At 59.8% G+C, this 24,531-nt stretch carries 24 protein-coding genes; 20 read left to right on the forward strand and 4 right to left on the reverse strand.

From position 1 onward, the window contains the following. Nucleotides 1-83: 83 nt before the first annotated feature. The 4 genes from GQ39_RS02415 to GQ39_RS02430 all read left to right on the forward strand — a co-directional run bounded on the left by GQ39_RS02415 (nucleotide 84) and on the right by GQ39_RS02430 (nucleotide 4,383). Nucleotides 84-797, forward strand: coding sequence for a GntR family transcriptional regulator (locus GQ39_RS02415; protein WP_047527004.1), 714 nt, complete (start codon nucleotides 84-86; stop codon nucleotides 795-797). Next, complete coding sequence (locus tag GQ39_RS02420; protein ID WP_047527006.1) at nucleotides 794-1,792, forward strand: ADP-ribosylglycohydrolase family protein; 999 nt, start codon at nucleotides 794-796, stop codon at nucleotides 1,790-1,792. Before GQ39_RS02415 ends, GQ39_RS02420 begins: the two co-directional genes overlap by 4 nt. A gap of 202 nt (nucleotides 1,793-1,994) precedes the next feature. Next, on the forward strand, nucleotides 1,995-3,461 hold the full coding sequence (locus GQ39_RS02425; protein ID WP_047527008.1) for a purine-cytosine permease family protein: 1,467 nt from the start codon (nucleotides 1,995-1,997) through the stop codon (nucleotides 3,459-3,461). Next, nucleotides 3,454-4,383, forward strand: coding sequence for a PfkB family carbohydrate kinase (locus tag GQ39_RS02430; protein WP_047527010.1), 930 nt, complete (start codon nucleotides 3,454-3,456; stop codon nucleotides 4,381-4,383). The genes GQ39_RS02425 and GQ39_RS02430 overlap by 8 nt, the downstream gene beginning before the upstream one ends. 99 nt (nucleotides 4,384-4,482) lie before the next feature. On the opposite strand, the gene GQ39_RS02435 is transcribed toward GQ39_RS02430, so the two are convergent. Beyond that, nucleotides 4,483-4,806 (reverse strand): hypothetical protein, encoded by a 324-nt coding sequence (locus tag GQ39_RS02435; RefSeq protein WP_047527011.1) that lies wholly within the window; start codon nucleotides 4,804-4,806, stop codon nucleotides 4,483-4,485. Nucleotides 4,807-4,886: 80 nt separating this feature from the next. Beyond that, entirely contained in the window at nucleotides 4,887-6,092 is a 1,206-nt protein-coding gene (locus GQ39_RS02440; RefSeq protein WP_047527013.1) for an MFS transporter, read from the reverse strand. 209 nt (nucleotides 6,093-6,301) lie between these two features. On the opposite strand from GQ39_RS02440, the gene GQ39_RS02445 reads away from it, so the two are divergent. From GQ39_RS02445 to GQ39_RS02470, 6 genes are all read left to right on the forward strand, one after another. Beyond that, on the forward strand, nucleotides 6,302-6,784 hold the full coding sequence (locus tag GQ39_RS02445) for a GNAT family N-acetyltransferase (protein ID WP_047527014.1): 483 nt from the start codon (nucleotides 6,302-6,304) through the stop codon (nucleotides 6,782-6,784). A gap of 247 nt (nucleotides 6,785-7,031) precedes the next feature. Continuing rightward, nucleotides 7,032-8,024, forward strand: coding sequence for a 2-dehydro-3-deoxygalactonokinase (locus GQ39_RS02450; protein ID WP_047527015.1), 993 nt, complete (start codon nucleotides 7,032-7,034; stop codon nucleotides 8,022-8,024). A 20-nt stretch (nucleotides 8,025-8,044) separates the two neighbouring features. Continuing rightward, nucleotides 8,045-8,665, forward strand: a complete 621-nt coding sequence (locus GQ39_RS02455; RefSeq protein WP_047527018.1) for a 2-dehydro-3-deoxy-6-phosphogalactonate aldolase — start codon at nucleotides 8,045-8,047, stop codon at nucleotides 8,663-8,665. Between the two features lie 47 nt (nucleotides 8,666-8,712). Then, a complete protein-coding gene (dgoD, locus tag GQ39_RS02460) occupies nucleotides 8,713-9,861 on the forward strand; it encodes a galactonate dehydratase (protein ID WP_047527021.1) in 1,149 nt (382 codons plus the stop codon). 165 nt (nucleotides 9,862-10,026) lie between these two features. Then, nucleotides 10,027-11,337 (forward strand): MFS transporter, encoded by a 1,311-nt coding sequence (locus tag GQ39_RS02465; protein ID WP_047527023.1) that lies wholly within the window; start codon nucleotides 10,027-10,029, stop codon nucleotides 11,335-11,337. A 60-nt stretch (nucleotides 11,338-11,397) separates the two neighbouring features. Beyond that, entirely contained in the window at nucleotides 11,398-12,201 is an 804-nt protein-coding gene (locus GQ39_RS02470) for an IclR family transcriptional regulator (RefSeq protein WP_047527025.1), read from the forward strand. Between the two features lie 149 nt (nucleotides 12,202-12,350). On the opposite strand, the gene GQ39_RS02475 is transcribed toward GQ39_RS02470, so the two are convergent. Beyond that, complete coding sequence (locus GQ39_RS02475; protein ID WP_047527027.1) at nucleotides 12,351-14,015, reverse strand: electron transfer flavoprotein-ubiquinone oxidoreductase; 1,665 nt, start codon at nucleotides 14,013-14,015, stop codon at nucleotides 12,351-12,353. 548 nt (nucleotides 14,016-14,563) lie between these two features. On the opposite strand from GQ39_RS02475, the gene GQ39_RS02480 reads away from it, so the two are divergent. The 10 genes from GQ39_RS02480 (at nucleotide 14,564) to GQ39_RS02525 (ending at nucleotide 24,084) form a co-directional block, all read left to right on the forward strand. Then, nucleotides 14,564-15,313 (forward strand): electron transfer flavoprotein subunit beta/FixA family protein, encoded by a 750-nt coding sequence (locus GQ39_RS02480; RefSeq protein ID WP_047527029.1) that lies wholly within the window; start codon nucleotides 14,564-14,566, stop codon nucleotides 15,311-15,313. Next, nucleotides 15,314-16,243 (forward strand): electron transfer flavoprotein subunit alpha/FixB family protein, encoded by a 930-nt coding sequence (locus GQ39_RS02485; protein WP_047527030.1) that lies wholly within the window; start codon nucleotides 15,314-15,316, stop codon nucleotides 16,241-16,243. It abuts the gene before it with no gap. Nucleotides 16,244-16,366: 123 nt separating this feature from the next. Next, on the forward strand, nucleotides 16,367-17,203 hold the full coding sequence (locus GQ39_RS02490; RefSeq protein WP_047527032.1) for a substrate-binding periplasmic protein: 837 nt from the start codon (nucleotides 16,367-16,369) through the stop codon (nucleotides 17,201-17,203). Nucleotides 17,204-17,212: 9 nt separating this feature from the next. Beyond that, entirely contained in the window at nucleotides 17,213-17,569 is a 357-nt protein-coding gene (locus GQ39_RS02495) for a DUF4398 domain-containing protein (RefSeq protein WP_047527033.1), read from the forward strand. Further along, nucleotides 17,566-18,378: an OmpA family protein gene (locus GQ39_RS02500; RefSeq protein WP_047527034.1), complete on the forward strand. Its 813-nt coding sequence runs from the start codon at nucleotides 17,566-17,568 to the stop codon at nucleotides 18,376-18,378. Before GQ39_RS02495 ends, GQ39_RS02500 begins: the two co-directional genes overlap by 4 nt. Nucleotides 18,379-18,578: 200 nt before the next feature. Continuing rightward, a complete protein-coding gene (locus tag GQ39_RS02505) occupies nucleotides 18,579-20,018 on the forward strand; it encodes an aminotransferase-like domain-containing protein (RefSeq protein WP_047527036.1) in 1,440 nt (479 codons plus the stop codon). Between the two features lie 99 nt (nucleotides 20,019-20,117). Next, on the forward strand, nucleotides 20,118-20,585 hold the full coding sequence (locus GQ39_RS02510) for a hypothetical protein (RefSeq protein ID WP_047527037.1): 468 nt from the start codon (nucleotides 20,118-20,120) through the stop codon (nucleotides 20,583-20,585). Between the two features lie 165 nt (nucleotides 20,586-20,750). After that, complete coding sequence (locus GQ39_RS02515; protein WP_047527038.1) at nucleotides 20,751-21,005, forward strand: zinc/iron-chelating domain-containing protein; 255 nt, start codon at nucleotides 20,751-20,753, stop codon at nucleotides 21,003-21,005. Between the two features lie 86 nt (nucleotides 21,006-21,091). Continuing rightward, complete coding sequence (locus tag GQ39_RS02520) at nucleotides 21,092-21,697, forward strand: START domain-containing protein (RefSeq protein ID WP_047527040.1); 606 nt, start codon at nucleotides 21,092-21,094, stop codon at nucleotides 21,695-21,697. Between the two features lie 293 nt (nucleotides 21,698-21,990). Continuing rightward, nucleotides 21,991-24,084 (forward strand): LTA synthase family protein, encoded by a 2,094-nt coding sequence (locus GQ39_RS02525; protein ID WP_047527042.1) that lies wholly within the window; start codon nucleotides 21,991-21,993, stop codon nucleotides 24,082-24,084. A 148-nt stretch (nucleotides 24,085-24,232) separates the two neighbouring features. On the opposite strand, the gene GQ39_RS31180 is transcribed toward GQ39_RS02525, so the two are convergent. Continuing rightward, a complete protein-coding gene (locus GQ39_RS31180; protein WP_008012020.1) occupies nucleotides 24,233-24,385 on the reverse strand; it encodes a DUF3309 family protein in 153 nt (50 codons plus the stop codon). Between the last annotated feature and the right edge of the window lie 146 nt (nucleotides 24,386-24,531).

Below are 24,531 nucleotides of genomic sequence, written 5' to 3' on the forward strand. Positions count from 1 at the left end.
CTCTCGCGAACAATCGCATCCTTCTGTCACCTCCCTTAAATATTTCTTGCCCGTCCCAACCCGTTTCGGGTATCAATTTGTACATGATTAGACAGGTACGATTCGACAAGAAACAACGGGTGGTCGACGAACTCATCCGGCGCATTGAAAGCGGCCTCATGGAGGACGGCTTTCATCTGCCGGGCGAGCATCAGTTGGCTCAAGAATTCAAAGTCAGCCGAGGTACTTTGCGTGAAGCCCTGGCCGAGTTGAAACGGCGCAACTACATTGCGACGCAAAGCGGGGTAGGCTCCATCGTCACCTTCGACGGTATGGTGCTCGACCAGCGCAACGGCTGGGCCCAGGCCCTGGCCGACAGCGGCGCGCTGGTCAACACCGAAGTGCTGCGGTTGGAGGCGGTGACCCGTCCTGACCTGCTGTCGCGCTTCGGCATCGACCAGTTCATTACGCTCGACCGACGCCGCCGTTCCAACGACGGCACGCTGGTCTCCCTCGAACGCTCCTTGATGCCCGCCACCGGAGGTCTGGAAAGCCTGCCGCGTGTCGGTCTGATCGACAACTCCCTGACCATCACCCTGGCGGCCTATGGCTATATCGGTGAACGCGGCGATCAATGGATCGGTGCCGAACCGCTGAACGCCGAAGACGCGGAACTGTTGGGCCGCCCGGTCGGTACGGTATTCCTGAAAGCCTTGCGCACCACGTACGACCGGCAAAACCGTTTCATGGAACAGGTGGAAAGTTTGCTCGACCCTGTGCACTTTCGTCTTCACCTGCAGTTTGGAACGGCGCAATGACGGCGCTCAACCGTGCACTTGGCGCATTCTATGGCTTGGCCCTGGGTGATGCGCTGGGCATGCCGACCCAATCCCTGAGCCGCCCCGAAATCAAGGCGCGCTTCGGCGAAATCACTGACCTGCAAGACGCCGGCCCCTTGCAACCGATTGCCCCCAACATGCCCAGGGGCTCGATCACTGACGACACCGAACAGGCGATCCTGGTCGGCCAGTTGCTGATCGACGGCAAGGGCAGGATCGAACCGGCGTTGCTCGCCCGGCGCTTGATCGAATGGGAAGCCCAAATGCAGGCCAAGGGCTCCCAGGATTTGCTCGGGCCGTCGACCAAACGTGCGATTGAAATGATCCTGGCCGGTCATTCGCCGGAAGAGGCGGGGCGTTACGGCACCACGAACGGTGCGGCGATGCGCATCACCCCGGTCGGTATCGCGGCCGACGTCGCAGATCCCGCGCGTTTTATCGATGCCGTGGTACAGGCCTGCCAGGTGACCCATAACACCACGCTGGGTATTTCGAGCGCGGCGGCGGTGGCGGCGGTGGTTTCGGCCGGGATCAACGGCATGGATTTGGGGGAAGCGCTGAACCTTGGCCAGCAAGTCGCCCAGCAAGCCGAAAGCCATGGCCATTGGGTTGCCGGCGGACGCATTGCCTCGCGCATCAGTTGGGCGCGCAGCATCAGCATCGACAGCGACAAGGCGTTGTTGGCCGACCTGCTGTACGACGTGATTGGCACTTCGGTGGCATCACAGGAATCGGTGGTGGTAGCGTTTGCCCTGGCGCAGCAAGTGGCCATCGGCGAGATGAATGCCTTCGAAGCGCTGTGCATGGCCGCCAGCCTGGGGGGCGACACCGACACCATCGCAGCGATTCTCGGCGCGATGCTCGGGGCCAGCCTGGGCCTTGAGACTTGGCCTGTCGCGTTGATCGACACAGTCAAGGCTGTCAACGATCTAGAGCTAAAGCCACTGGTGCAGGGACTATTGGCTTTGCGTTGATTGCGCTGACGCCATCGCGGGCAAGCCCGCTCCCACAGGATCGCTGTGACCCTGTGGGAGCGGGCTTGCCCGCGATGGGCGCACCACCGAATCAATTTGATAAACCGCAATAGTGCGCACCAACAAGGCCAGGATGGCCGGGCTGTTGTATCGACTTCCGTATTGCCCACAACCACAACAAAGGCAACAGGAGCATTTTTTCATGAGTTCATCAAACGCGGGGCAAAATGCCGGACAACTGGAAACCCGTGGCATCGAACCTGTGCCGGAAGCCGAGTGCAAGGGTCATCCCTTGCAACTGTTCTGGGTCTGGTTCGCCGCCAACATTTCCATCCTCGGCCTGCCTTTGGGCGCAACCCTCGTAGCGTTTCGCGGCTTGGCGATCTGGCAGGCGATCATCGTCGCGATCCTCGGTGCCGCCGGTTCTTTCGCGGTGGTCGGGATCATCTCCATCGCCGGCCGTCGAGGCCGGGCACCTAGCCTGACCCTGTCGCGCGCGATCTTCGGCGTACGCGGCAACATTGGCCCGACCCTGGTCTCACTGATGTCGCGCCTGGGTTGGGAAACGGTCAACACCACCACTGCCGCGTTCGTGCTGTTGTCATTGTGTTCGATTCTGTTCGGCTCGCCGGTGGAAGCGAAAAGCGCACCGCTGTTGACGCTGCTGTTCATCGCGATTTTCGTGTTGCTGACCCTGTCGGTGTCCGGCCTCGGTCACGCCACGCTGTTGGTGATCCAGAAATGGGCGACCTACGTGTTCGGCGCGCTGAACATTCTGGTCGGCGGGTTCCTCTGCGCCACCATCGACTGGAGCGCGGTATTCAATGCCACGCCTGCGCCGCTCAGCGCCATGATCATCGGCGTTGGCACCATGGCGGCGGGCACCGGGATCGGTTGGGCCAATGCCGGTGCCGACATGTCGCGCTATCAGCACCGCAGCGTCAAGGCTGTGCGCCTGGTGGCGTCGGCGGCATTCGGCGCGGGCATTCCGCTGGTGCTGCTGATCACCCTCGGCGGCCTGCTGTCGGTGGGCAATAACGACCTGGCCCAGGCCACCGATCCGATCATCGCGATTCGCGACATGCTGCCGACCTGGATGGCCGTGCCGTACCTGATCACCGCATTCGGCGGGCTGCTGCTGTCGAATAACCTCTCGGTGTATTCCGCCGGCCTGACCACGCTGACCCTCGGCTTGAAGGTCAAGCGTGTCTATGCGGTCGTGGTCGACATCGTTGCGATCTTCGCCGGTTCGATCTACTTCATGCTGATCGCCGACAGTTTCTATGGTCCGTTCATCACCTTCATTTCCCTGCTGGCAGTGCCGATCACCGCGTGGGTCGGGATCTTCGTGGTCGACCTGATCCATCGTCACTACTACAGCCCCAAGGACTTGCTGGATGTCAGCCCGAGCAGCGCCTACTGGTATCGCGGCGGCGTCGAATGGCGAGCCTTCGGTGCCTGGGCCATCGCCATTGTGCTCGGTTTCAGTTTCACCACCATTGGCACTACCGCAGAAAACGTCTGGTTCAAAGGCTTTCTGTCCGATTCGTGGCTGGGCCATAACGGCCTCGGCTGGATCGTGACCTTCGTGGTCGCTGGTGGGATTTATCGGGTACTCGGCGGGGCGAAGGATCGTCGCGCCGCATTGATCGAGAATGCCCATGCCTAAGTTGTTGCACACCGGCCAGGTCATCATCGACCTGGTCATGGCCGTGGATAAATTGCCGCAAGCAGGTGGCGATGTGCTCGCGCAATCGGCCCGTTTCGAAGCCGGTGGCGGTTTCAATGTGATGGCCGCCGCCCGTCGCAATGGTCTGCCGGTGGTTTACCTGGGTCGGCATGGCACCGGGCGCTTCGGTGACTTGGCGCGCGAGGCGATGAACGCGGAGGGCATCCAGATCGGCATCGCTCAGCGCGCCGAGCGTGATACCGGATTGTGTGTCGCCATCACCGACGCGTCGGCCGAGCGCAGTTTTGTCTCCTACATCGGTGCGGAAGGCGAACTGACGGCCGAAGACCTGGCAAGCGTGTCGGCCGAGGCGGGTGATTATGTCTACGTCAGTGGCTACAGCCTGCTGCACGTCGGCAAGGCACAGGCGCTGGTGGACTGGGTGCTGGCGTTGCCGAGCGCTATCAACGTGGTATTCGATCCGGGGCCCTTGGTGGATTCACCGGATGCACCGCTGATGCAGGCGTTGTTGCCACGCATCGACCTGTGGACCAGCAACGCGGTCGAGGCGCAGAGATTCACGGGGGCGTCGGACATCTCCGACGCGCTGACGTGCCTGGCGGCGCATCTACCGGCCACGGTGTTGATGGTCGTGCGCGATGGGCCGCAAGGCTGCTGGATCAGCCAGGGTTCTGAGCGTCGGCATGTGCCGGGCTTCAAGGTCGACGCGGTGGACAGCAATGGTGCGGGCGATGCCCATGCCGGGGTGTTCGTGGCGGGGCTGGCCCAGGGATTGTCGGCGTTTGATGCAGCACGGCGGGCGAATGCGGCGGCGGCTTTGGCGGTGACTCGCTGGGGGCCTGCTACTTCGCCAGGGGCGGCTGAAGTGGATGCGTTGATGGGCGATGGCTCTAGCCGTTGATCTGCCGCCATCGTTGGCAAGCCGGCTCCTGAAGGCGATTCGCGATAGCTGATCCGCACCCCGAAAGTGGGACAGCAATCCTGCTTTCAGGGGGGGCAGCTATTGGCTGATTCCGCCGGCTTTGCCCGAGTCACCGCTGGTGCTTGAGCCCAGACCGCCGCCGGTGTTACCGGGTGTTTCGGTGTCCGGCAAGTCGAATCCGCCCTGGCGCCCGGGGTCGTTGCCCTGGGTGCGTGGATCGGTCCCCGTGGAAGGCGGCAAACGGTTGTCGATTCCCGCACCGTCGGTGTTGATGCCAGGGGCGCTCTGGATGGCCGGGGCCTTGGGTTTCTCCACAGGGTTAGTGGGGCCGGTGGTCCCGGCGAAGGCGGTAGAGGACAGCAGCGCGGTGAGGGCGAGGGCGGTCAACCGGGACAGGCTCATGGTGTTGTCTCCAATAAATAGAGTCCTACCTGATTAGTCCGCCCCGGATCTCGATGGGTGCCTGATGGGCGACGGACGGCTCAGGCGCGCTGCAACGCCTTGGCCATGCTCATTCGACGCCAGAGCAGGCGCCCGACGGTGATCAACCAATTGAGCGATGCAACCGCCATTACGGTGAGCAGCAGCGTGGCCATGCCGTGTTCGACGATGATTTTCCCGGCCAGCAATGGAAAGCCGAATACGCCGATGAAGTACGACAGGCTGAACAGCAGCAAGGATTGCGCGGTGGTGCCGCTCGGCGCCTCATTGGCGGCCAGGCCGTTGATCACTGAATAGGTCAGGCCGTAACCGACCCCGGGCATCACGGCGGCGAGCACGTAGTTGAAGCCGTTGTCGACCACGAACCCGAACATCAGGATCGAGGCCAGCATCAGCCCCGAAAGCAGGCAGGACGCACGCAGTGGATCGCGCTTGACCACGAATCCGGCGATCAGCAGGCGGCCGCTGATCGCCGCGCTCATGAAGCCGAGAAAGAACAACGAATAGTCGAGCGAGCGCTGCGCCGCGTAGCTGGTTTGAAAGCTCGACAATCCGCCGAACACGCAGCCACCGAGGCCCACCATGATGATCGGAAACACCGCTCTGGACGACAGCACCCGGGCCGCGGCGTGCCAGGAAATCCGCGATACGACGGTCGATTGCGCCGCGGCCGTTTTCAGGTGTCGGTCCAGACGCCAGAACAGCAGTACCCCCACAAGACTCGCCAGCGCCGCCAGGTAAAACGCCGCCGTTACCGGATAGCCGAGGGCGCTCGCGGCGCGACCGAGCAACGGACCGCTGCCGATGCCGGTCATCATGCTGCCCGACAGGAGGGCGAAATACTTGGCTCGCTGCGCCGGCGTCACCAGGCTGGCGACGATGATCGGCCCGAGGGTGTAGAACACGCCCCAACCCAACCCCAGCAACAACCCGAAAATCAGCAGCAGATGGCCGAAGCCTGGCGTCAGGGCAAAACCAAGGCTGGCGGCGACCAGCAACAGGCCGAACAGCGCCACCGAACGGGCCGCGCCGAGCCAGTCGGACAAGTGACCGGAAACGATTACGGCGGCGAAAGTGCTGAGCATCGCTGCCGAAATCACGCTGCCGGCATCCTGCTCATTGCCACCGCGAGAGCCGATCAACAGCGACAGCAAAAAGGTCGAACCGTAAGACAGCGACAGCAGGTAGCTGGCCAGGCAAAACAGGCCGAACAACTTGCTGGAGACAGGGGGTGTTGCGGTAGACATGACGTGGTTCCTTCACCCGATAAATTGGCAGGTCATCTATCTATCACGCAAGGCGTCTATCTTAGGTGCGAGGTTCGCGATGCAAGGGTTAGCCCTAGCCGGAGTAACAACCTGTGGCGACGGTGTTCTGTGGCAGGGGAGCAAGCTCCCTCGCCACAAATCGCGCGCCGCCTTAGTATGGCGTTTTCAACTTTTGACAAGGCGCGTCCATGACGATCGAAATCCGCCCGGCAACCCCCAGTGACGCGCCACAAATCCTCGCGTTCATCACGGAATTGGCCGACTACGAACGTGCCCGCCACGAAGTCATTGCCAGCGTCGCCGACATCGAGCGCAGCTTGTTCAGCGAAGGGGCGACCGCCCATGGCCTGATCTGCCTGCGCGACGGGTTGCCGATCGGTTTCGCGGTGTTCTTCTTCAGCTATTCCACATGGCTGGGCAGCAACTGCCTGTACCTCGAAGACCTCTACATCACCCCGGAACAGCGGGGTGGCGGTGCCGGCAAAACCCTGCTGCGGCATTTGGCGAAAATTGCCTGTGCCAACGATTGCGGGCGCTTCGAATGGAGCGTTCTAGAGTGGAACACCCCAGCCATCGATTTCTACAAATCCCTGGGCGCGCAGCCACAGGAGGAGTGGGTTCGCTACCGCATGGACGGCAAAGTGCTTCGCGAGTTCGCCGAAGGTCAATAAACGCCCAACCCCCGTAGGAGCGAGCCTGCTCGCGAAGAAATCGAATGCACCACGGGGTGTCAGGCTTCACGCATTATCGTTGACGACCATCGCAGACAAGCGAGCTCCTGCATTCCAGGGGCTCGCGAACGCTGCGATTTTTTTGTCTTCTCCCAATATATGGGATTGATATTTATATATTGAGATTTTGCGCCGTCCGGGCTTATAGTCCAGCTCACTCACTGCCAAAAACAAAACAGGTGAAGCGATGCTGGCGCAATTGATCGCGCTCGATTGGGGGACAACCTCATTACGTGCTTACAAACTGGCCGAAGGTGGCCAAGTGCTCGAACAGCGTTCGCTGTCGTCGGGGATCATGCAGCTGCCCAAGGCGCCGCGCGTCATTGCCGGCCGGGAATGCACCGACGGTTTTGAATTGGCCTTTGACCAGGCATGCGGCGACTGGCTCGACGAACAGCCCGGCCTGCCGGTGATTGCCTGTGGCATGGTCGGCAGCGCCCAGGGCTGGTGTGAAGCGGCCTACCGCGATACGCCGGCAAACGTCGCCACCCTCGGCACCGCCTTGCAAACCGTACGCAGTCTTCGTGGTGTCGACGTGCACATCGTGCCGGGTGTGATCCAGCGCTCGCGCTTGCCCAACGTGATGCGCGGCGAAGAAACCCAAGTGCTCGGCGTGCTGCAAACCCTGTCGAACGAGGCGGGCGCCGATCTATTGATCGGCCTGCCGGGCAGTCATTCGAAATGGGTGGAAGTGGCCGACGGCTGCATCGTCCATTTCGACACTTTCATGACCGGCGAAGTCTTCGCCGTGCTCAGCGAACACAGCATTCTGGGGCGTACCCAGCAACGCGGCGGGTCGTTCGATGACGAAGCGTTTGATCGCGGCGTGCAGGTGGCATTGTCGGCGGACGGCGAAACCGGTGTGCTCTCGACCATGTTCAGCGCTCGCAGCCTCGGTCTGACGGGGGCGCTGAGCGCCACCGCACAACCGGACTACCTGTCCGGCCTGTTGATCGGCCATGAACTGTCGGCCCTCGCCAGCGTCCTGCGACATCGGCGCAACAGTGTGCACCTGCCATCGATCATCCTCATCGGCAACGCCCAACTCTGTACGCGCTACAGCCGGGCCCTGGACGCTTGCGGGTTTGCCCGAGTGGCGCTGGTCGAACAGGCCACCGAACGCGGGCTGTGGCAACTGGCGCTGGCCGCCGGACTGATCACGCCCAACCCATCCCGTTAAACCTGACTGGAGCTCTGAACATGCTCAAACAAGCACTGGCGCAAAACGGTCTGATCGCGATCCTGCGCGGCTTGCGTCCGCAAGAAGCGGCGGCCATCGGCGAAGTCCTGTACGCAGCCGGATTTCGCGTCATCGAGGTACCGCTCAACTCCCCGGAGCCGTACGAAAGCATCCGTATCCTGCGCAGCACCTTGCCCGCTGATTGCCTGATCGGTGCCGGCACGGTGCTGACACCGGAACAGGTCGAGCAAGTGAAAGCGGCGGGCGGTCAGGTGATCGTGATGCCCCACAGCGATCCCAAGGTATTGCGCGCCGCGAAGGCTGCGGGGCTGTACCTGTCGCCGGGTGTCGCCACGCCGACCGAAGCCTTTGCGGCACTGGCCGAAGGGGCGGACATCCTGAAGATGTTTCCGGCCGAACAGATGGGGCCGGCGGTCGTCAAGGCATGGCTCGCGGTGTTGCCGGCGGGAACGATTCTGGCACCGGTCGGTGGCATCACCCCGGACAACATGCAGGTGTTCATCGATGCCGGCGTGAAAGGCTTCGGCCTCGGCTCCGGGTTGTTCAAGCCAGGCATGACCCCTGCGCAAGTGTCGACCAATGCCAAGGCCTACGTCGCTGCCTGGAAATCCCTTCGCTAAGACCTTTGGCGCTGCGTGCGCTGCATCTGAATAAGAGAGACAAGAAGATGAAAATCACCAAACTGACCACCTTCATCGTTCCGCCGCGCTGGTGCTTCCTCAAGGTCGAAACCGACGAGGGCGTCACCGGTTGGGGCGAGCCCGTGGTCGAAGGCCGCGCCCACACCGTGGCGGCCGCCGTCGAGGAATTGTCCGACTACCTGATCGGCAAAGACCCACGCAACATCGAAGACATCTGGACCGTGCTCTATCGCGGCGGATTCTACCGTGGCGGCGCGATCCACATGAGCGCACTGGCCGGCATCGATCAGGCGTTGTGGGACATCAAGGGCAAGGCGTTGGGTGTGTCGGTCAGTGATCTGCTGGGCGGCCAGGTGCGCGACAAGATTCGTGTCTATTCGTGGATCGGCGGCGACCGTCCGGCGGATACCGCGCGGGCAGCGAAAGAAGCGGTGGGGCGCGGTTTCACCGCGGTGAAAATGAATGGCACCGAAGAGCTGCAGTTCCTCGACACCTTCGAGAAAGTCGACCTGGCCCTGGCCAACGTCGCTGCCGTGCGTGACGCGGTGGGCCCGAACGTCGGCATAGGCGTCGACTTCCATGGCCGGGTGCACAAGCCCATGGCCAAGGTGCTCATGAAAGAGCTCGACCCGTACAAACTGATGTTCATCGAAGAGCCGGTGCTCAGTGAAAACTATGAAGCGCTGAAGGAGTTGGCGCCGCTGACCAGCACGCCGATTGCCCTGGGCGAACGGTTGTTTTCCCGTTGGGATTTCAAACGCGTGCTCAGCGAAGGCTACGTCGACATCATCCAGCCCGATGCATCCCACGCCGGTGGCATCACCGAAACCCGCAAGATCGCCAACATGGCCGAAGCCTACGACGTGGCGCTGGCGCTGCATTGTCCGCTGGGCCCGATTGCGCTGGCCGCTTGCCTGCAACTGGACGCGGCCTGCTACAACGCGTTCATTCAGGAACAGAGCCTGGGCATCCATTACAACGAGAGCAACGACCTGCTGGATTACGTCAAAGATCCGCGGGTGTTCGACTACGACAAAGGCTTCGTGAAAATCCCCAACGGCCCGGGCCTGGGTATTGAGATCAACGAGGAGTACGTGATCGAACGCGCAGCCATCGGGCACCGCTGGCGCAACCCGATCTGGCGCCATGCCGATGGCAGTTTTGCCGAGTGGTGAGTTTCTCCTGACACATAACCTGTGGGAGCGGGCTTGCCCGCGATAGCGTCCTGTCGGTCACATCAATGCCGGATGTGCCGCCGCCTTCGCTGGCAAGCCAGCTCCCACAGGATTCAGTGCAAGGTTTTAGATCGTCCTCAATAACCATAAGAAGAGGCACTCCTCATGCAACCGCAAACCCTCACCGGGCAGGCGACGTTGGTGACGCCCAGCCGCAAGCGTTTTTTTATCATGGTCCTGCTGTTCATCACCGTGGTGATCAATTACCTGGACCGCAGCAACCTGTCGATCGCTGCCCCGGCGCTGACCAGCGAACTGGGCATCGACCCGATTCACGTCGGCCTGATTTTCTCGGCCTTCGGCTGGACCTACGCCGCCATGCAGATCCCCGGTGGCTGGCTGGTGGACCGTGTTCCGCCGCGCATTCTCTACACCGCTGCCTTGCTGCTATGGTCGATTGCCACAGTGATGCTTGGCTTCGCCGGCAGCTTCATCGCGCTGTTCGTCTTGCGCATGGCCGTCGGTGCCCTGGAAGCGCCGGCCTATCCGATCAACAGCCGCGTCGTCACCACGTGGTTCCCGGAACGCGAGCGCGCCACGGCCATCGGTTTCTATACCTCTGGGCAGTTTGTCGGCCTGGCATTCCTGACGCCGTTACTGGCCTGGCTTCAGCACGAATTCGGCTGGCACATGGTGTTTGTCACCACCGGCGCGGTAGGCATTCTCTGGGCGGTGATCTGGTACGCGGTGTATCGCGAACCGCGTGACTTCAAAGGCGCCAACGAGGCCGAAATCGACCTGATCCGCGAAGGCGGCGGGTTGGTGGATATCCAGGCCGAGCAAGCCAGGGTCAAAGCGAAATTCAGCTGGGCTGACCTGGGGATCGTCCTGAGCAAGCGCAAACTCTGGGGCATCTACCTGGGCCAGTTCTGCCTCAACTCGACGCTGTGGTTTTTCCTGACGTGGTTCCCGACCTACCTGGTGAAATACCGTGGGATGGACTTCATCAAATCCGGCTTACTGGCATCGCTGCCGTTTCTCGCGGCGTTCGTCGGTGTGCTGTGTTCCGGATTCTTTTCGGATTTCCTGATCCGGCGCGGGTACACGGTCGGTTTCGCTCGCAAATTGCCGATCATCAGTGGCCTGCTGATTTCCACTTCGATCATCGGCGCCAACTTCGTCGAGTCGACGCCGCTGGTGATTGCCTTCCTCGCCCTGGCGTTCTTCGGCAACGGTCTGGCTTCGATCACCTGGTCGCTCGTTTCCACGCTGGCGCCGGCACGTTTGCTGGGACTGACCGGTGGCGTGTTCAACTTCATCGGCAACTTGTCGGCCATCGCCACGCCAATCGTCATCGGTTTCCTCGCCAGCGGTGAGTCCTTTGCCCCGGCGATCACCTACATCTCGGTTCTGGCATTGCTGGGTGCACTTTCCTACATTTTGCTGGTGGGCAAGGTCGAGCGTATCAAGTTGTAGTCGCAGCAGGAGGGCGACCATAATGCCGCCCGTTCACTCGCTCAACGGTAAAGGCTGGATATGCAGGAAGACGCCCCAAAAATCGCCAAGGACGCCGCGCCAACCGGCACCCAGACACTGCTTCGAGGTTTGGGTGTGGTTCAGGCCGTGGCCAGTGGCGCGCGCGACCTCAAGGAAATCGCCCGGTTGATCGGGACCACGCGCAGCACCACTCATCGACTGGCCAGTTGCCTGGTCGACGAACGTTATCTGCGGGTGGTGCCGCAAGTCGGTTACCTGCTGGGGCCGAAGCTGATCGAATTGGGGTTTCAGGCGCGCGAAGAACTGCCGTTGGTCACCCTGGCCGGGCCGTATCTGGATGAGTTGTCGGCGTTGACCGGTGACACCATTCACCTGGCGATCCGAGAAGGCGACGAAGTGCTGTACCTGCACAAGAATCCGGGACGCAACGGCCCGGAAATGCGCTCGCGGGTCGGCCATCGCATGCCGTTGGCGCGTACCGGCATCGGTAAGGCACTGATGCTCGACGACACGCCACAAGAGTGGCAACGGTTGTACGAAGTCAGTTTGCCAGCAGGTGGGAAAAATCAGTTCTGGCCGCAGCACCCGGAGCAGTCCTGGGAGCAATTTCAGCAGCGCATGATCGAGTATGTGGCCGGAGGTTATGCGTTCGACCTGGAGGACAACGAACCGTCGATCCGTTGCGTGGCGGCACCGATTCGTGATGCCAGCAAGCGCATCGTCGCCGGCATCAGCATCGCCAGTACCGTGCCGTATATGTCGCTGGAAAAAATGGCCGAGTTGATTCCCCTGATCAAAGGGGTCACGGCGCGGTTGTCGAACGACCTAGGCGCTAAAGTCTGACACGTGACCTGTAGGAGCGAGCTTGCTCGCGAAGGTCGATAGCGCTGACGCGTAGTGTCTGAATACAAGCTGTGTACTGGAGTCATTGCGCGAAATTTCAGGCAACAAAAAGGCCCCCATTCGGGAGCCTCGTTGTTCAGGCGTGCGGCTTACATGTTCGGGTAAGTCGGGCCGCCAGCGCCTTCCGGCGTCACCCAGGTGATGTTCTGCGAAGGGTCCTTGATGTCGCAGGTCTTGCAGTGAACGCAGTTCTGGGCGTTGATCTGGAAGCGCTTCTCGCCATCTTCCTTGGTAATCACTTCGTACACGCCGGCCGGGCAATAACGCTGGGCTGGCTCATCGTACAGCGGCAGGTTCTTGTTGATCGGGATGCTCGGATCGGTCAGCTTCAGGTGGCACGGCTGTTCTTCTTCATGGTTGGTACCGGAGATGAACACCGAGCTGAGTTTGTCGAAGCTGATCTTGCCGTCCGGTTTCGGGTAGTCGATCTTCTTGCAGTCGGCCGCAAGCTTGAGGCACGCGTAGTCCGGCTTGGTGTCGTGCAGGGTGAACGGCAGTTTGCCGCCGAAGATATTCTGGTCGAGCCAGTTGAAACCGCCACCGACGATAGCGCCGAACTTGTGGATCGCCGGGCCGAAGTTGCGGCTGGCGAACAGTTCGTCGTAGAGCCAGCTCTTCTTGAACGCGTCGACGTAACTGGTCAGTTCTGCAGTGCCGTCCAGGTCAGCGAACAGCGCGTCGGCCACGGATTCGGCGGCCAGCATGCCGGACTTCATCGCGGTGTGGCTGCCTTTGATCTTGGCGAAGTTCAGGGTGCCGAGGTCGCAACCGATCAGCGCGCCGCCCTTGAAGACCATTTTCGGCAGCGAATTCAAGCCGCCCTTGCAGATGGCGCGCGCACCGTAGCTGATGCGCTTGCCGCCTTCCAGGTACTGTTTGAGCACCGGGTGATGCTTGAGGCGCTGGAACTCGTCGAACGGCGACAGGTAGGTGTTGCTGTAGGACAGGTCGACGATCAGGCCGACCACCACCTGGTTGTTTTCCAGGTGATAAAGGAACGAGCCACCGGTGTTCTCGGTGCCCATGATGTCCATCGGCCAACCGGCGGTGTGGACCACCAGGCCTGGCTGATGCTTGGCCGGGTCGACTTCCCAGATTTCTTTCAGGCCGATGCCGTAGTGCTGGGCGTCTGCATCGCTGTCGAGGTTGAAACGCTTGATCAGCTGCTTGCCGATGTGACCGCGGCAACCTTCGGCGAACAGCGTGTACTTGCCACGCAGTTCCATGCCCGGGGTGTACAGGCCTTCCTTCGGGTGACCTTCGCGGTCAACGCCCAGGTCGCCGGTGATGATCCCGCGAACCACGCCGTTCTCGTCGAACAGCGCTTCCTGGGCGGCGAAGCCCGGGTAGATTTCCACGCCCAGGTTCTCGGCCTGCTGGGCCAGCCAGCGGCACAGGTTGCCCAGGGAGATGATGTAGTTGCCTTCGTTGTGCATGGTCTTGGGCACAAAGAAGTCAGGGATTTTCTGCGCGCTTTCGGCGTTTTTCAGCACGAAGATGTCATCGCGGGTGACCGGCGTGTTCAGCGGCGCGCCGAGTGCTTTCCAGTCCGGGAACAATTCGTTCAGGGCCCGTGGTTCGAACACGGCACCAGACAAGATGTGAGCACCGACCTCGGAGCCTTTTTCGACCACGCAGACGCTGATTTCCTTACCGGCTTCGGCGGCCTTCTGCTTCAATCGGCAGGCAGCGGAAAGACCAGCGGGGCCGGCACCGACGATGACGACGTCGAATTCCATGTATTCGCGTTCCACAGGTTATCTCCTACTCAAGGCTCAACAGTTTTTTTTCTAATTGGGAGGTTGGGTGTCGCATCCCTGAATCCCTGCGCAACGCCGGGAGAGGACAATCGAGTAACCACCTTTCTCTTTGGGTGGCGCATTATATCTACACCACTCTCAGCGTCCAATACAAACGTTTGTTTGAATTGGCTCAAAGCCAGAGAAATCAAAGTCACGCGGCTTATGAACGGCTATTTTGCCGTATTGACCGGAATAGGTGTTCCGGTCAAGATACGGGCGGTTTTGCGCTCGCCGTAGGCTGACTGTTGGTTTCAAGAGCACCTCTAAAGACAGGGCGATGGCACTGGAAAGTGATGAGCCGCGCAGGTTTGGCGCGCAGTTTACACGCCGCGATAATGAATGACTCGTGAGTCACGACTGACGAACGGTCATCAACATTATGAGCGATGGTCACTTGACACGTTTGCCGGCGTTTTTAGAGGTGCCCTTGCGCCCGATGAGCATCAACCGCCAGGTTCGCCTAGGCGACTTCCTTTTCACCGGAGAGTAACGAGGAATCCATGAAGGTTCTTGTAGCTGTCAAACGCGTTGTGGATTACAACGTCAAGGTCCGCGTCAAGGCGGACAATTCCGGCGTCGATCTTGCCAACGTCAAGATGTCGATGAACCCGTTCTGCGAAATCGCAGTGGAAGAAGCGGTACGCCTGAAAGAGAAAGGCGTCGCGACTGAAATCGTCGTCGTCTCCGTCGGCCCGTCCACCGCTCAAGAGCAACTGCGCACTGCGCTGGCTCTGGGTGCTGACCGCGCCATCCTCGTCGAATCCGCCGAAGATCTGACTTCCCTGGCCGTTGCCAAACTGCTGAAGGCTGTTGTCGACAAGGAACAGCCTCAGCTGATGATCCTTGGCAAACAAGCCATTGACAGCGACAACAACCAGACTGGCCAGATGCTTGCCGCATTGAGCGGTTACGGTCAGGGCACGTTCGCTTCGAAAGTCGAAATCAGCGGCGACAGCGTTGCCGTGACTCGCGAAATCGATGGCGGCGCGCAGACCGTTTCCCTGAAACTGCCGGCCATCGTCACCACCGACCTGCGTTTGAACGAGCCGCGCTACGCGTCCCTGCCAAACATCATGAAAGCCAAGAAGAAGCCTCTCGAAGTGCTGACTCCGGACGCTTTGGGCGTTTCCACCGCCTCCACCAACAAGACCGTGAAAGTCGAAGCGCCTGCTGCACGCAGCGCGGGTATCAAGGTCAAGTCGGTGGCTGAACTGGTCGAGAAACTGAAAAACGAAGCGAAGGTAATCTAAATGACTATCTTGGTTATTGCTGAACACGACAACAAAGTGCTGGCCCCGGCCACGCTGAACACCGTGGCTGCCGCTGCCAAAATCGGCGGCGATATCCACGTGCTGGTTGCAGGCCAGGGCGCTGGCGCCGTGGCTGAAGCCGCTGCGAAAGTCGCTGGCGTGGCTAAAGTGCTGGTGGCCGACAACGCTGCCTACGCTCACCAGCTGCCGGAAAACGTTGCGCCTCTGGTTGCCGAGCTGGGCAAGGGCTACAGCCACATCCTGGCTGCCGCCACTTCCAACGGCAAAAACATCCTGCCGCGCGTCGCCGCTGCGCTGGACGTTGACCAGATCTCCGAGATCATCTCGGTCGAAAGCGCTGACACCTTCAAGCGTCCGATCTATGCCGGTAACGCCATCGCTACCGTTCAGTCGAACGCGTCAGTGAAGGTGATCACCGTGCGTGCCACCGGTTTCGACCCGGTTGCCGCTGAAGGTGGTTCGGCTGCTGTAGAAGCCGTTGCCGCTGCCCACGACGCTGGCATCTCCAGCTTCGTTGGCGAAGAACTGGCCAAGTCCGATCGTCCGGAACTGACCGCTGCCAAGATCGTCATTTCCGGCGGCCGTGGCATGCAGAACGGTGACAACTTCAAACACCTGTACGCCCTGGCCGACAAGCTGGGCGCTGCCGTCGGTGCTTCCCGCGCCGCAGTCGACGCAGGTTTCGTACCCAACGACATGCAGGTCGGTCAGACCGGCAAGATCGTTGCTCCACAGCTGTACATTGCCGTCGGTATCTCCGGCGCGATCCAGCACCTGGCCGGCATGAAAGACTCCAAAGTGATCGTTGCGATCAACAAGGACGAAGAAGCGCCGATCTTCCAGGTGGCCGATTACGGCCTGGTGGCGGACTTGTTCGAAGCCATCCCTGAGCTGGAGAAGCTGGTCTAATCCGGCTGCTTCACTTATAAAGAGCCCGGCCTTCTGGTCGGGCTTTTTTTTGCCTTTTTTTCTGTAGGAGCGAGCCGGCTCGCGCCTACAGGTTATAAACGGTCTCAACGGGAGTGTTTCGCCATGGATTTGAGCCGCCTATGTGGCTGGTCATTGCTTCTTGGGTTGACGCTATTTCCAGCGCTGTCCACTGCAGCCGGCAAGTGCGATCGCCTGGTGGTGACCGGCAGTCCGGATGCGCCCCCTTTCCTGTGGCAAGACCCGCAGGATCCCAGGCATCTGATCGGCGCCAGTGCCGATTTGTTGCAGCTAGTGGCGGGGCAGTTAGGGATCAAGGTTGAACTGTTGTACGCCGGAAAACGCTCCCAGGCCCTGGACGAAGTGCGCAGTGGACGCATGGACATGCTGGCTGATGCCTCGTTGACGGTCAGCGAACTGGAAACCCTGGATTACATTCACCCGCCGTTGCTGGAAAACGATTATCTGGTCTGGACCCGCAAGGATTCGTCACTGGTCTATAGCAAGGTGCAGGACCTGCCGGGGCATACTGGCGCCTTGTCGGAAAAGTCCCGACTGACCCCGGCATTCGCCACTTTCGCCGAGCAGCAATTGACCCTGACGCGTACGTCCAACCTGACCCAGGCCTTCCAGAAACTGCTGTTGGGCGAGGTGGAATATGTCCTGGCCGGACGCTACTCGGGCGTGGCGATGGCGCAGACATTGGGAATGTCCAATGACCTGGTGGCTCGCGTGCAGCCGGTAGACAGGCCGGGACTGTTTCTGGCCATTTCCCATGACTCCGCCTGCAACGATCCGTGGTTGCGCGGACAGTTGGCCAAAAAGATGACAGAATTGCCCGCGTCCGGACTGACGGAGGCCGTGCTGTTGCGCAATATCGAGCGTTGGAATGCTCAACTTTCTCAACGGCAGACGCCACCTGTCAGTAGCCCAAAACAGTAGGGATTTTTAGTGAGTATTCGACCTCTTTTCGCTGCCCTGGCCGTTCTGGCTCTGGCGGGTTGTGCAGCCGATCCTGCGCCGAATGAACAAATGCGCCTGACTGCACAGGCACTCGAACAAGCCAAGGCTGTTGGCGCCACTGCCGACGAAGTGCCTGAAATGAAACTGGCCGAAGACAAGTTCAACCGGGCCAAGGGCAACATGGCCGACCAATCCTTCAGAAACGCACGCATGCGGGCCGAACAGGCCGAGCTGGACGCGCGTCTGGCTGAGGCCCGGGTCCTGACCCTCAAGAGCGAGGAGCAGTTGAGCGTGCTCAATACCCGCATCGCCCGTCTGCGCAAGCAAGTGGGGGACTCCCAATGAGCCTCAAGACCAAGGCCCTCGGTGGTCTGATCCTGGCGGGTTGCGCGAGCCTTTATGGCTGCGCCGGCCAGCACGGCGAAGCGGCATTGCAGGAGGCGGGCGCCAACTTCCAGAAGGTCAAGGAAGATTCCAACGTGCTGCGTATCGCCCCCAAGGACGTGATCCGCGCCGGTGAGTCCCTGGCGCGCGCCGATCGTTTGTCCAGCTACTGGGGCAGCGGGTCGGACGTGGTGCATTACGCTTATCTGAGCCAGCGTTACAGCGAGATCGCTCGGGAACACACCGATCAGGTGCTTAACGAAGAGCGCGCGGCAAAGCTCGAACTGGAGCGGCAGCGCCTGCAACTGGCCTTGCGTGAATCCAAACTGCTCAGCGTGCAGCAGCAGGGCAAATGGATCGAAGAGCAAATCGTTGCGACGGCCACCACCCAGACCGACCGTGGTTTGGTCATGACCCTGGGCGACGTGCTGTTCGACACCGGCGAAGCAGAATTGAAAAACTCGGCGAACCGCGTCGTGCTGAAAGTCGTCCAGTTCCTGCAGCTCAACCCCAAGCGTGTGGTGCGGATCGAAGGCTACACCGACAGCACCGGCGGCAAACAGGAAAACCTCAAGCTGTCCCGCGACCGTGCGCAATCGGTGGCGGACGTTTTGACGGATCTTGGGATCGACGACAAACGTATTCAGGTTGAAGGCTACGGTGATGAATACCCTGTGGACGTTAACGCTTCCGAGCGGGGTCGTGCCCAGAACCGTCGGGTGGAAATTGTGTTCTCCGATGAAAAAGGCCAGATGGGCGCCGCCCGCTAAGGGTTGCGTCACTGGAAACCCGGCCTGCCAGTCAGCGCCGGGTTTTTTTTCGCCTGCCAAATAGTGCTCAGAACAGTACAGTTCTTGCTGACACTGCACTGTCCTGTCGACTATTGTGGCAACTGTCCCCGTACACTTCTAAACTGTTCCGGTATTGTTTCACACAAGAATAAAATGCCCGTGAAATCGAGTGCTGCGTCATGACCAATCTCCTGCTCTACCAACGTATTGCTCAGCAACTGGCCGAAGATATCCGTCGAGGTGTCTATCAACCCGGCGAGCGTGTGCCTTCGGTGCGCAAGATGAGCTCGCAGCTCAATGTCAGCCATGCGACAGTGCTGCAGGCCTATGCCAACCTCGAGGATCAGGGGCTGATCCGTGCCCGGCCGCAATCGGGCTACTACGTGCACCAGACCCCGGCCCTGACCGCACCGACACCGGATATCGCCAGGGTTGAACGTCCTGGGCTGGTCACTCGCAGCAGCATCATCCAGCAGGTGCTGGTCGAATCCCGCCGTGAAGGCGTCTTTCCGTTGGGCGCCGCAGTACCGAGCGTCGATTATTTGCCGGTGCGGGCACTGCATCAGCAACTGGCCAAAGTCACCCGTTTTCACAGTCCGCGTGCGTTCAGCTATATGTTCAGCCCGGGTTTTGAACCGTTGCGCCGACAAGTGGCGATTCGCATGCGTGATGCGGGCGTGGTGGTCGATCCGTCGGAAGTGGTGATCACCCACGGCTGTGTCGATGCCTTGCAAATGTCCCTGCGAGTGCTGACCCGACCGGGTGACCTGATCGCAGCCGAGTCGCCGACCTACTATGGTTTGCTGCAATTGGCTGATCTGCTGGGCCTCAAGGTCATCGAAATTCCCAGCGACCCATCCACCGGCATGAGCCTCGAAGCCTTGCAATTGGCGGCCAACCAGTGGTCGATCAAGGCCTTGGTGCTGACCACTCGTTTAAGCAACCCGCTGGGGGGCACCATGCCCGAGGAGCGGCAGAAACAACTGCTGCGCCTGGCATCTGACTTCGATATCCAGATTGTCGAGGACGATATTTACGGCGAGTTGATGTTCGAGCAGGGGCGCACCAAAGCGCTCAAGGCCTATGACCGCCTGGACCGGGTGATCTATTGCTCGAGTTTCTCCAAGACCCTGTCGCCGGGTGTACGGATCGGCTGGATGATTGCCGGCAAGTACCAGCAGGAAATCCAGCGTTTGCAGACGTTCAGCACCCATTCCGCCTGCAGCGTTACGCAAATGGGTATTGCTGCCTACTTGGAAAACGGTGGATACGACCGTCATTTGCGTTACATCCGTCAGGAATACCGCAAGAACCTCAGCGCCTTCCAGCTGGCCGTGCAGCAGTATTTCCCCGAAGGCACCCAGATGACGCGGCCAACCGGCGGTTTCATTTTGTGGGTGAGCCTGCCGGGTCGGGTCAATACCCAGGAATTGCACGTGCGGGCGCTGCAGCAGGGCATCAGCATCGCGCCGGGGCTGATTTTCAGTAATACCGAGCAATTCAATCATTGCATTCGTTTGAACTGCGGCATCCCGTGGAATCGTGAAGCTGAACGTGCCTTGATGACCCTTGGCATGCTCGCCACCCAGCTCTGCCAGGAAATGGCCGGTGGTCTGTGACGGAGGCGGGCAGGTAATGCCTGTCTGCGCTTGTCATGTTGATTGCAACAAGCGAGCATATGGCCCCTCTGTCGTTAGCGCAGTTGCGCCGTTGGGTCCATGAAACCGATTTTTCCCGCCACCTGGCTGATGATTTGTCTGTTATTGAGCGCTCAGCCGCTCTCCGTGATGGCCGCTTCTGTTCAGGAAAAACCGGCAGCAAGCACTACCTCGAAAAAAACCGCTCCAGCCACCAAAGCCGCCCCGGTCAAAAAGAAAGCCGCGCCGGTCAAAAAGCGTCCTCCGATTGCGGCCAAGTCGAAACCGGCCAGCGAGGTGGCGAAAACCCCGCTGCCTTCAGTCGACCTGGATTTGAGTTTGCCCAAGGGCATGGTCGAGGAGCTGAAGCCGGTGGGCACCGTGCCATTACCGAGGCGAGATCCGGTACTGCCGCAAATGTTCGGTGACAAAAGCAGTCAGTTCCAGCTCAACGGAAGGTTGATCAGCAACGAAATGCAATTGCAGCTGCGCAACGAAGAACGTCGTGAAGTCGAAGGCGCGGCGCTGGAATTCGAGTTCAAGCATTAATTCTTCCCTGCTGATGACCCGCCAACCAGGCGTTTTGTCGGAGACTGCCCGGTCACGCCCGGTTGCAGGCAAAAACCCGTGGTTCGCCAATTTCAAACAACTGTTTTAGCGGTTACTCTGTGCCACGTCCTTTAACACATTGCCCGTCGCGAGGAGCTTGTCGTCATGAAATGCCGTGAAGGCTGTGGCGCCTGTTGCATTGCCCCATCCATCAGCTCACCCATCCCCGGCATGCCCAACGGAAAAGCCGCGGGGGAACGATGCCTGCAATTGTCTGCCGAAAACCTGTGCACTATTTTCGGCCAGCCAGAGCGCCCGGCAGTCTGTTCGGCGTTCGAGGCTGATATCGAGGTGTGCGGCAATAGCCGTGAAGACGCGATCAGGCTGATCGGCTGGTGGGAGCAAATGACGGCTGCGTGATGTGTGGGCTCGCACCTCCGAAAAACCGGAAGGTGATCGGAGGTGCAAGCCCGACGAACTGAACTTCAACAATAAGGAATAAGACTATGGGTTCGCTGCATCGTATTGCTCTGCTGTGTGGTTTGACAGCTGTATTGGCCACCTCGGTCGCTCAGGCCGAAGACTGGAAAGTTGCCAAGAACGAAGACGGCATCAAGGTATCCCTGAGTGAAGTGCCAGGTTCCGACTACAAGGCCTACCAGGGCGTCACCCTGATGAAGACCACCATGGCCAAACTGCGCGCACTACAGGATGACGTCCCCGGCGCCTGCGCCTGGATTCACGAATGCAAGACCCAGAAGTTGCTCAAGCAGGAAGGCAATCAGCTCTGGACCTACACCCAGTTCAATACGCCTTGGCCAGTCACCCCGCGTGATTCGGTGATGCACGTCACCATTATTGAAGGTGCCGATGGCAGCCTGACCCGCAAGCTCGAAGGTGTGCCGAAATACCTGCCTGAGGAAAAAGGTCTGGTCCGGGTGGCCAAGATCGATGGTTTCTGGAAGTTCGTTCCCAAGGGCGATCAGGTTGAAGTGACCTATCAGGTTCACACCGAGCCGGGCGGTAGTGTTCCGTCGATGGTGGCCAACAAGTTTGTGGTCGATGCGCCGTTCAATACCTTGAAAAACCTCAAGGCACGCGCCGAGAAGTAATCGCATTGCGCTGTTGAGCAAGGCTTGAGCAACGCCCCGACCGGTTCGGGGCGTTGCCGCATTTGCAGGGCAGGGCTTTATTTTGTTTCCAGATATGCGTTGCACGAAATTTTCACAACGCCTCCAAGACAATTCGCGCGCGTCTGCATCGACGAACACTTATCAATGGCAATGCTGCGGTTGATCGTGCAACATTTGCGCATCGCGCAAACCCCGGGCCAGGATTTGGTCAACAGAGGGCAGGGCGCAGCTGTATTTTTGAAACTTCAACTTCCAATGGGTCCTACTACGACATGGCAATCCCGGACGCCCTGAATCAGCAGCGAGCTTCAAATCGCCTGCTGCAACCGACCGTCAAATCGCATCTGGCTTATACACTGCTGTGTGCTTTGGTCATGATGGTGATGTTTTCCGCACTGCGCGTCGCGCTGCTGGTCTACAACCGCGAGATGATCCTCTCCACTCCAGCCTCGACATTTCTCGAAGCATTCGCCAACGGCCTGCGTTTCGATTTGCGCCTGGTGGTTTACCTCAGCGTTCCGTTGCTGCTCGCGTTGTTTAGCGTCCGTACCATGGCGGCGCGCGGGCTGTTCCGCTTCTGGTTGACGGTTGCTTCGAGCATCGCCCTGTTCCTGGGCCTCATGGAGATGGATTTCTACCGTGAGTTCCACCAGCGCCTCAACGGCCTGGTTTTCCAATATGTAAAAGAAGATCCGAAAACCGTGATGAGCATGCTCTGGTACGGTTTTCCGGTCGTTCGCTACCTGCTGGCCTGGGCCGTAGGCACCTGGATCCTCAGCCTGGCATTCAAGGGGGCTGATCGTGCGACCCGTCCTCGTGGCCCCTTCAGCGGCGGCAGCATTGGTACGCGTCAGGTTGCCCCGTGGTATGCGCGAATGGCGGTTTTCGTGGTCTGCCTGCTGATCTGCGTGGTCGCTGCCCGTGGCACCTTGCGTCAGGGCCCACCGCTGCGTTGGGGTGACGTCTACACCACCGACTCGAACTTCGCCAACCAGTTGGGCCTTAACGGTACCCTGCAACTGATTGCCGCCGCCAAGAGCCGGATGTCCGACGAGCGCAGCAACATTTGGAAAGCGACATTGCCACATCCCGAGGCACAGCAGACCGTGCGTGACATGCTGGTGATGAAGGACGAAAAACTGGTGGATGGCGATACCGCTGCCGTACGTCGCGTTTATACGCCTCCGGCAGACAAGACCCTGCCGATCAAGAACGTCGTCGTGATCCTGATGGAAAGCATGGCCGGTCACTCGGTGGGGGCATTGGGTGCACCGGGCAACATCACGCCATACCTCGACAAACTGTCGAAGGAGGGTCTGTTGTTCGACCGCTTCTTCTCCAACGGCACCCACACCCACCAGGGTATGTTCGCCACCATGGCGTGCTTCCCGAACCTGCCGGGTTTCGAATACCTGATGCAAACGCCGGAAGGCAGTCACAAGCTGTCTGGTCTGCCGCAATTGCTCAGTGCCCGTCATTACGATGACGTGTATGTCTACAATGGTGACTTCGCCTGGGATAACCAGTCAGGTTTCTTCAGCAACCAGGGCATGACCAACTTCATCGGGCGTAACGACTTCGTTAACCCGGTGTTCTCCGACCCGACCTGGGGTGTGTCTGACCAGGACATGTTCAACCGTGGCCTGGAAGAGCTGAAGGCTCGTGATGGCAAGGATAAAAAACCGTTCTATGCCTTGCTGCAAACCCTGTCCAACCACACACCTTACGCCTTGCCGTCGCCATTGCCCGTTGAGCGAGTGACCGATCGCGGCAACCTGAATGAGCACTTGACCGCCATGCGTTACTCCGACTGGGCGCTGGGTCAGTTCTTCGAGAAGGCACGCAAGGAGCCGTACTTCAACGAAACCCTGTTTGTGATCGTCGGTGACCACGGTTTTGGCAACGAACAGCAGATCACCGAAATGGATCTGGGGCGTTTCAACGTCCCGATGCTGATGATTGCACCGGGCATTCAGGAAAAATTCGGCCAGCGTGACCACACCGTCGGGACTCAAATTGACATAGTGCCGACGATCATGGGTCGACTGGGTGGTGAAGTGCGCCATCAGTGCTGGGGGCGCGACCTGCTCAACCTGCCGGAAGGCGACAAGGGTTTTGGCGTGATCAAGCCATCGGGCAGCGATCAGACCGTCGCCTTGCTCACCGCCGATCGCGTATTGGTATTGCCGAAGGAAATGTCGCCGAAACTCTACCGGTACGAGCTGGGCGCGAATCCTAAAGGTGAGTTGATTCCGGAGTCGTCCGATGAAGCGGCACTGAAGCTGAAGCTTGAGTCGTTCCTGCAGACGGCCACCAAGAGCCTGCTCGACAACACCGCCGGTGTGGTTGACGGCAAGCCGGACTAAGTAAAGCGGCAATAGAGAAACAAACACCTGTAGGAGCGAGCCTGCTCGCGATGGACGTTAACGACGACGCGTATTTTCTGGATAAGCGCGTCGTCATCAAGTCCATCGCGAGCAGGCTCGCTCCTACTTTTTTTTGCCGGTCAGATCTTCATATTTTGCCGAGCAAGAGCAGGATCAGCAGCACGACCAACACGACGCCGATGATGCCCGATGGCCCATAACCCCAACTTCTGGAGTGTGGGAAGACCGGCAAGCCACCGATCAGTAACAAGATCAGAATTACGATAAGAATTGTGCCCATGACTGTTTCCTTGTTGGATGTATTCGGGAATGACCTGATCGTTAACGGTCAGCGGGAATGAAATTAATTCTAGCTGCTTAAAAAATCGGACTGCCGCGCACGCTATAAATTCCAAGTTTTTTCGATGTTTTTCGAACAATGTGCTG

The organism is Pseudomonas sp. 11/12A (assembly GCF_000800055.1).
In the GTDB taxonomy this organism is placed as follows: domain Bacteria; phylum Pseudomonadota; class Gammaproteobacteria; order Pseudomonadales; family Pseudomonadaceae; genus Aquipseudomonas; species Aquipseudomonas mohnii.

Coding starts and splice junctions, on each gene's coding strand:
- GQ39_RS02440 (WP_047527013.1), bottom strand. CDS start 6,092: ATGTCTACCGCAACACCCCCTGTCTCCAGCAAGTTGTTCGGCCTGTTT.
- GQ39_RS02515 (WP_047527038.1), top strand. CDS start 20,751: ATGAAATGCCGTGAAGGCTGTGGCGCCTGTTGCATTGCCCCATCCATC.
- GQ39_RS02430 (WP_047527010.1), top strand. CDS start 3,454: ATGCCTAAGTTGTTGCACACCGGCCAGGTCATCATCGACCTGGTCATG.
- GQ39_RS02480 (WP_047527029.1), top strand. CDS start 14,564: ATGAAGGTTCTTGTAGCTGTCAAACGCGTTGTGGATTACAACGTCAAG.
- GQ39_RS02425 (WP_047527008.1), top strand. CDS start 1,995: ATGAGTTCATCAAACGCGGGGCAAAATGCCGGACAACTGGAAACCCGT.
- GQ39_RS02490 (WP_047527032.1), top strand. CDS start 16,367: ATGGATTTGAGCCGCCTATGTGGCTGGTCATTGCTTCTTGGGTTGACG.
- GQ39_RS02525 (WP_047527042.1), top strand. CDS start 21,991: ATGGCAATCCCGGACGCCCTGAATCAGCAGCGAGCTTCAAATCGCCTG.
- GQ39_RS02505 (WP_047527036.1), top strand. CDS start 18,579: ATGACCAATCTCCTGCTCTACCAACGTATTGCTCAGCAACTGGCCGAA.
- GQ39_RS02455 (WP_047527018.1), top strand. CDS start 8,045: ATGCTCAAACAAGCACTGGCGCAAAACGGTCTGATCGCGATCCTGCGC.
- GQ39_RS02450 (WP_047527015.1), top strand. CDS start 7,032: ATGCTGGCGCAATTGATCGCGCTCGATTGGGGGACAACCTCATTACGT.
- dgoD (WP_047527021.1), top strand. CDS start 8,713: ATGAAAATCACCAAACTGACCACCTTCATCGTTCCGCCGCGCTGGTGC.
- GQ39_RS31180 (WP_008012020.1), bottom strand. CDS start 24,385: ATGGGCACAATTCTTATCGTAATTCTGATCTTGTTACTGATCGGTGGC.
- GQ39_RS02485 (WP_047527030.1), top strand. CDS start 15,314: ATGACTATCTTGGTTATTGCTGAACACGACAACAAAGTGCTGGCCCCG.
- GQ39_RS02500 (WP_047527034.1), top strand. CDS start 17,566: ATGAGCCTCAAGACCAAGGCCCTCGGTGGTCTGATCCTGGCGGGTTGC.
- GQ39_RS02445 (WP_047527014.1), top strand. CDS start 6,302: ATGACGATCGAAATCCGCCCGGCAACCCCCAGTGACGCGCCACAAATC.
- GQ39_RS02510 (WP_047527037.1), top strand. CDS start 20,118: ATGAAACCGATTTTTCCCGCCACCTGGCTGATGATTTGTCTGTTATTG.
- GQ39_RS02520 (WP_047527040.1), top strand. CDS start 21,092: ATGGGTTCGCTGCATCGTATTGCTCTGCTGTGTGGTTTGACAGCTGTA.
- GQ39_RS02465 (WP_047527023.1), top strand. CDS start 10,027: ATGCAACCGCAAACCCTCACCGGGCAGGCGACGTTGGTGACGCCCAGC.
- GQ39_RS02470 (WP_047527025.1), top strand. CDS start 11,398: ATGCAGGAAGACGCCCCAAAAATCGCCAAGGACGCCGCGCCAACCGGC.
- GQ39_RS02420 (WP_047527006.1), top strand. CDS start 794: ATGACGGCGCTCAACCGTGCACTTGGCGCATTCTATGGCTTGGCCCTG.
- GQ39_RS02435 (WP_047527011.1), bottom strand. CDS start 4,806: ATGAGCCTGTCCCGGTTGACCGCCCTCGCCCTCACCGCGCTGCTGTCC.
- GQ39_RS02415 (WP_047527004.1), top strand. CDS start 84: ATGATTAGACAGGTACGATTCGACAAGAAACAACGGGTGGTCGACGAA.